The 6303-nt window shown below is 73.6% G+C and carries 5 protein-coding genes; 1 reads left to right on the top strand and 4 read right to left on the bottom strand.

The genetic code is table 11. From position 1 onward, the window contains the following. The 4 genes from DQW06_RS14130 to DQW06_RS14115 form a co-directional block, all read right to left on the bottom strand. Window positions 1–1280: gamma-glutamyl-gamma-aminobutyrate hydrolase family protein (locus DQW06_RS14130; RefSeq protein ID WP_198662446.1), on the bottom strand; the 1280-nt coding region annotated here is incomplete at its 3' end. Window positions 1281–1304: 24 nt separating this feature from the next. Beyond that, window positions 1305–2852, bottom strand: a complete 1548-nt coding sequence (locus tag DQW06_RS14125; RefSeq protein WP_232051655.1) for an AMP-binding protein — start codon at window positions 2850–2852, stop codon at window positions 1305–1307. After that, window positions 2846–3409, bottom strand: coding sequence for a hypothetical protein (locus DQW06_RS14120; RefSeq protein WP_117198607.1), 564 nt, complete (start codon window positions 3407–3409; stop codon window positions 2846–2848). Before DQW06_RS14120 ends, DQW06_RS14125 begins: the two co-directional genes overlap by 7 nt. Then, window positions 3388–4005, bottom strand: a complete 618-nt coding sequence (locus DQW06_RS14115; protein ID WP_019607584.1) for a Phenylacetic acid catabolic protein — start codon at window positions 4003–4005, stop codon at window positions 3388–3390. The genes DQW06_RS14120 and DQW06_RS14115 overlap by 22 nt, the downstream gene beginning before the upstream one ends. A gap of 1043 nt (window positions 4006–5048) precedes the next feature. On the opposite strand from DQW06_RS14115, the gene DQW06_RS14110 reads away from it, so the two are divergent. Continuing rightward, window positions 5049–6303, top strand: a 1255-nt coding sequence (locus DQW06_RS14110) for a condensation domain-containing protein (protein ID WP_232833022.1), incomplete at its 3' end; no start/stop codon positions are given.

The following is a 6303-nucleotide window of genomic DNA, read 5'->3' as shown; positions in this document are numbered from 1 at the left end:
CGCCTCAGGAACGGCGTCGGCTCCACCGGGTCCGGGGCCGCGGGGGCGGGCCGGGAGTGCCGCACGCCTCCCTCCGCCAGCGCCTGGACGCTGTCCAGCCACTGGTCGGCCGCCTCCACCGAGGCGGGCAGGTCGCGGCAGGAGGCCAGCAGCCAGGTGGCGCCGTCCCGGTGGTCGACGGCCACGGTCCTGGTGGCCGACATCCACAGCGCGTCCGGGGTGTGCGCGGTGTGGCGGTTGGGGGACCCGCAGTCCGCCTTGGCCTCGTAGCCCATGTAGCCCACGTAACCGCCGTTGAAGTCGAAGGGCAGCTCGCGCGGGGAGGGGGTGCGCGCGGCGGACAGGCGCGCCTCCAGCAGGTCGAAGACCGACCCCTCCTCGGTGTGCCTCGGGGCGCCCTCCCCGTCGCCGACGCGCAGGCGGCCCGCACCGGCGTCGTAGGTCAGGACCTCGGCGTCCGGCCCCGACGGCGCCCCGAGGAAGGAGAAGCGGGAGAACCCCTCGACCAGGCGGCTGCTGTCGAGCCAGTAGGCGTACGGCAGGTCCGCGAACAGGAGGCGGAAGAGGTACTCGGCCTCCGGCGCGCGCTCCAGCCGCCGCCACCGCAGCAGCCAGGGCGTCCGGGGGCGGGTCTCCGGGGAGGGCGCGCGCCGCACCGCGGGGTCGGCGGCCCTCCCCTTCCCGAGCGCCGATCCGCCGCGCGCCGTGGGGCGGGCCAGTGAGAAGAAGTTCCCCACCAGCCGGGCGCCGTGCTCGGTGGCGACCGACTCCGGGTGGAACTGCACCCCCCACCACGCGCGCCGGGGGTCGCTGACGCCCATGACGACGCCGTCCTCGGTCCGGGCGTCCACGTCGAGGTGCTCCTTGACCCCGTCCGGCAGGCACAGGGAGTGGTAGCGCACCGCCGGGAACCCCTGGGGGAGGCCGGTGAACAGGTTGCGGCCGTTGTGCAGGACGCGCTCGACCGCGCCGTGCCTGGGTCGGGGCGAGGGGACGACGGGGCTGCCCGCCAGCCAGCCGAGGGCCTGGTGGCCCAGGCACACGCCGAGCACGGGCGCGCGTGTGCGGGTCAGGAACGCGGAGGCGTGTCCGAGGTCGGAGGGCCGGTCCGGGCGCCCCGGGCCGGGTGAGACCACCACGGCGTCGGGGTCGGGACCGGAGCCCAGGAGCCGCGGGTCGTCGTTGCGGCACACCTCGGGTTCGACCCCGGTCGTGGCCGCTATCAGCTGGAAGAGGTTGTAGGTGTAGGAGTCGTAGTTGTCGATGAGCAACGTGTGCATGGCTCTCCGAGCCGTTCTCACTGCTTACGGGAGTGGGGCGGGGCCCGCCGGCGGCGAGCCGGGGGCGCTCCGCGCGGGGTCGTGCCGGGAGGCGGCCGCCAGGGAGGCCCGGAGCTGGAACCGGCGGAGTTTGCCCGTGGGCGTCCTCGGCAGGTCGGGCACCAGGCGCACGCTCCGGGGCACCTTGTAGGGGGCGACCCGTCCGCGCAGACCGTCGATGAGTTCGCTCTCCAGCGTCTCGGCTGAGTCCGCGGAGGAGGCCGGGACCACGAAGGCGTGCAGGCGGGTGGCCCCCCGCTCGTCGGGCAGGCTGGTCACCGCCGCCTCCCGCACCCGGGGGTCGGACCGCAGCAGGTCCTCCACCTCCACGGGCGAGAAGGTGATGCCGCCGACCATCTCCAGGTCGTCGGTCCGGCCCCGGTGCACCAGGTCCCCGGACGGGAGCGCGGTCACCAGGTCGCCTGTGCGCAGCCAGCCGTCCTCGGGCAGGGTCCGCCGCGTGTCCTCGGGGAGGTTGAGGTAGCCCTGCATCAGGGTGGGCCCCGTGACGTGGAGTTCGCCGGTGCCGCCCGGGGCCACGGGGGCGCCGTCGCGGTCCAGCACCCGGACGCGGAACCCGGGCAGGACGCGGCCCACGGTGCCGGGCACGTCGCGCGAGACGGTGTTGGAGCAGAAGCCGTGCCCGGCCTCGGTCGATCCCAGCTGTTCCAGGAGGGGCACTCCGAGCAGGCCGCGCGCCCGCTCCCCCAGGTCGGGCGCCAGCCGCTCCCCCGCCGACACGGCCAGGCGCAGGCTGGCGAGGTCGGCGGGCGAGGCCTCGCGCACCAGGTTGGCGTAGAAGGAGGGCACCCCGTAGAGCAGGGTGACACCGTGCCGCGCCACCAGGCCGGCGACCTCGGCGGCCCCGGGCCGCCCGGCGGTGTACACCGCGGCCGAGCCCGACAGCAGCGGGAAGACGAAGGCGTTGCCGAAGCCGTAGGCGAAGAACATCTTCGACACCGACAGGGTCACGTCCGTCGGCCCCACGTCCGCCACGGGACGCCCCACCAGTTCCATGTACGAGGCGGGGTCGGCGCACCGGTGCACGACCCCCTTGGGCTGTCCGGTGGTCCCGGAGGTGTACTGCACGTACAGCGGGGCGTCCGGGCCCGTCGGCACGGGAGGGGCGGGGGCGCGGGTCGCGCCCTCCGCCAGGAGGGCGGCGCCGGTGAGCGCGGGCGCGTCCGGGAACCGCTCGTGCAGGTGTTCCTCGGCCAGGACGAGCACGGGAGCGCAGTCCGAGGCCATGTAGCGGTGTTCGCGCCCGGACAGGTCGGGGTTGACCGTGACCGCCACGGCCCCGATCCGCGCGCAGGCGAGGAAGGACACCACCCACGCCGCACCGTCCGGCAGGGCCAGCAGCACGTGGTCGCCCGGTCCGACCCCGCGCCCGGCCAGGACCGCGGCGCAGCGGGCGGCGGTCGCGTGCACCTGGCCGTGCGTCCAGACCGCGCCGTCCTCCAGGCAGGCGGGGCGGTCGCGCCATCCGCGCTCCCCGCACAGGCGGGACAGGTCGTGGGCGAGGTTCAACACGTGCGCGCCCGGGTGTGCGCGGCCTCGGGCCCGGGCGCGGCGAACAGCGCACGCGTCCCGGGGCCGCGGTAGGCGGTGGCCACGAGCGCGCCGTCCACACGGCCCAGCGGCCACCAACCGCCCGCCAACAGGGATTCCAGGCCCTCCCGGTCGGGGTCGCCGCACAGGGCGGGCCCCACCAGTCGGCAGGCGAGCCAGAGCAGGGCGCCGGAGACGGCGTGGGCGTCCACGTCCTCGTCGTCCGCGGGGTCCAGACAGGGCGTGCACAGGAGCATGGTCATGTGCAGTGCCAGTTCCAGGTCGGCGCCGCGTCCGGCGTCGAGCAGACGAGTCCGGGCGCGGTCGCTGCGTCCCTCCACACCGGCGACCCACGCGGGGTCGACCCGGTCCGCCAGGCTCAGCGCCTCCGCCAGGCCGACCGTCCGGGCCCTCCCGGCGACGGGGACCGCCCTACCCCCGCACAGGCCGCGGAGCAGCGCACCGACCCGGGGGCCGCCCGCGCCCAGCAGGGCTTCGGTGTCCTCGGGGGGACGGTTCAGTTCATAGAGCCGTTCCATGTCTGCTTCACCTCGGGAAAGACCAGGTTCAGATCGTCCTCGACGATGGACCGGGCGCGCTCGGAGAAGATCCGCCGGCACTCGTCGTTGGTCAGCCGCTTGATCCCCCAGCGGCGGAACCGTGCGTTGTTGGGCGAGTCGCTGCGCCCGAAGAAGGTCATCGTGACCGGAACCATGCCGTCCACGACGCGCTGCATCTCCCCGCGCCGGGCGGGGTCACGGGCCAGCCTGCGCGAGCCGTCACGCCCGAAGCGCACGTGGAAGCGCTCCTCGGGCATCAGGGAGACGCACAGGTCGCGCAGCGGCCGGTAGGAGCAGGAGCACAGGTCCTCCATCAGGACGATCTCGGCGAGGTCGATCAGCGCCTTGGACAGGACGTACTCCGGCCAACTGGACAGCTCCTCCTCGAACACCGTCAGGGGCGGACGCGTGTAGGGGTCCTCCAGGGAGAGCGCGGCGGCCAGTTTGTTGAACTGCAGGTGGTGGCCGTACTCCTCCATCGCCATCCGGCAGGCCAGCCACTTGTCCTTGGCGGTGGGCGCGTGCGCGATGGAGGGCTCGTCGAACGCGGCCGCTCCGGCCCTCTCGTTGCGCACGTGGCTGTTGATGATCTTTCCGAGGCACTCGACGTATTCGTCTCCGAGCGCGAATGCCTCCTCGGGCCCCCCGATCTCACCGGGCTCTGGGACCGGAGGTTTTTCTCTATATGAGGAAATGATCGCAGGCACCTCCCTGGTGCACTCTGGGTCGACCATAATTCAATATATGAAGACTCTGTTCAGGCGCAAGTGCCCATATGGCTACCAAGGTTTGCATAAATTAGGCATGCCTTCCCTTGCTTCTCGTCCGCCGTTTGCCCGGAACTATAGGATTGGCCCTTCCGTTTCACTTCTTTGGGCCGCTTTCCCTACTCTGAGTGACGAAAAGGAAAGCGGTTTCGCCCATCCCACCGGAACGGCCCCGCCGATCGCGGCACCGCCGTCGGGCGCCCGCCCCGGGGGTCGCCGCGCAGGTCATCGCACCCGCGGACGCGTCCGCCGCGGCTCCGGCGGCTCAGCACGCGGACCCCGGCGCCGTCACCGCGGTTCCCTGTTCCGTAAGGGATGCGGTCCACGATGACGGACCGGCGCGAAGGGGTTGACCCGCTCACGGCCACCCCGCCCCGGGCGTCGGCGCGGCCCCGGGGCCCGGCGGGGCCCACGCGGGGCGGACCGGCGCACGGAAACATCCGCGACCGGTTCCACGCCCGTGCGCCCCGCCCCGGCGAAGCACACGGAAAAGGGTTCTCCACGTCGGTCGAAAGCCCTCTGAGCAGGGTCGCTCCTGCGCCGGTCGGCACAGGCCGGAGCCCGCCCGGCAGGAGGCACCGGCGACCGGCTCGAGGCCCCTGAATGGTTAAGGCCAAGCATGGCGGTGTTTTCTCTCCGAGCCTCCGGGTAACCGGATTAGGGGGTTGAAGACCCACTCCGCACTTGGCACGATTGGCGATGTGTTAAACAGCGAACGAGACGCGGACACGCTTTGTGTCCTCGTCCAGGGTAAACGGCACGGAATTGGAAGTGTCGAGGCCGGGATCGGCAGAAGCATTTCCCTGTCGCCCTCTCGGGTCCGTGTCCTGCAACCCTTCCACGGCGGTCCCGTGTACGTCCTCGTGGAGGACGACGGGCACGGCGGCGACCACCGGTCGGCCGCCCGCCGGGTGCGCGCGGCCACCGCCGACGCCCACGGGTTCGTCCCCGACGGTGTGGTCGTGCTGCCGCGCGGCGCGGTCGCGGACCGCGACGACGCGGAGGCGCCGGTGCCCGCGCGGATACTGCACTCCGCGCTGGACGGGGCCCTCCACACGGACTTCCTGCCGGTCGCCGCGACCGGCGCACCCGCCCCCGGGGCCCGCGCGCCGGTGCCGCCAGCCCCCTCCCGCGCGGTGGACGTCGAGGAGGTGCGCGAGACGGTGGCCGCGCTGCTGGGCCGCCCCCTCTCCGAGGTCGGGCCCGAGGACGACCTCATCGGTCTGGGCATCGACTCACTGCGCACGATGCAGTTCGCCAACGACCAGAGGGCGAAGGGGTTCGGCGTACGGTTCCCCGACCTCTTCGCCCGCCCCACCGTGCGCGCGTGGACCGAACTGCTCGCGCTCTCGCCCGGCACGGGCTCCCCGGACGGAGCCGGACCGGCCGCGGCCGAGGGCGAACCCTTCCCCCTGACGCCCGTGCAGCACGCCTACTGGATCGGACGCCGCGACGACCAGGTCCTCGGCGGCGTCGCCTGCCACTTCTACGTCGAACTCGACGGCCGCGGGCTGCGCCCCCGGCGCCTGGAGAGGGCGTTGCGCGCGCTGATCCAGCGGCACCCCGCACTGCGCACGGCCTACACCGACGACGGCGGGCAACGGGTCCTCCCCGAGCCCCGCGTGGAGCCGCTGGAGACCGACGACCTGCGCCACCTCGACCAGGCGGAGGCCGACCGGCGCCTGGAGGAGCGCAGGGAGCGCCTCTCCCACCGCCTTTTGGACATCGCCTCCGGGCAGGTGCTCGCAGCCTGCCTCTCCCTGCTGCCGGACGGCGGGCACCGGCTGCACCTGAACTTCGAGCTGCTGGCCACCGACGTCCAGAGCATCCGCATCGCTCTCGTCGAACTCGCGGAGCTCTACCGCAGCCCCCGGGACGAGCTGCCCCCGCTCGGCACGGACTTCGCGAGCTACCTCGCCGCGCGGGAGAGCCGCCGGGCCCCCTCCCGTGACGCGCACCGCGACTACTGGGCGTCGCGGGTACCCGAACTGCCCGGTCCGCCGCAGCTGCCGCTGGCGGCCGACCCCGCCCGGGCGGGTGTTCCGCGTTTCGAGCGGCGCGAGCACCGGCTCGGCCCCGAGCGCCGGGAACGGCTGGCCGGACTCG

Source organism: Nocardiopsis sp. TNDT3 (assembly GCF_003427465.1).
Taxonomy (GTDB): Bacteria; Actinomycetota; Actinomycetes; order Streptosporangiales; family Streptosporangiaceae; genus Nocardiopsis; species Nocardiopsis dassonvillei.
Note: the sequence above shows the minus strand (reverse complement) of the source record. Positions and strands in the feature narration are given on the sequence as shown.

Bases quoted from the DNA above. Each gene is read 5' to 3' on its own strand.
- DQW06_RS14120 (WP_117198607.1), bottom strand. From the start codon at position 3,409: ATGGAACGGCTCTATGAACTGAACCGTCCCCCCGAGGACACCGAAGCC.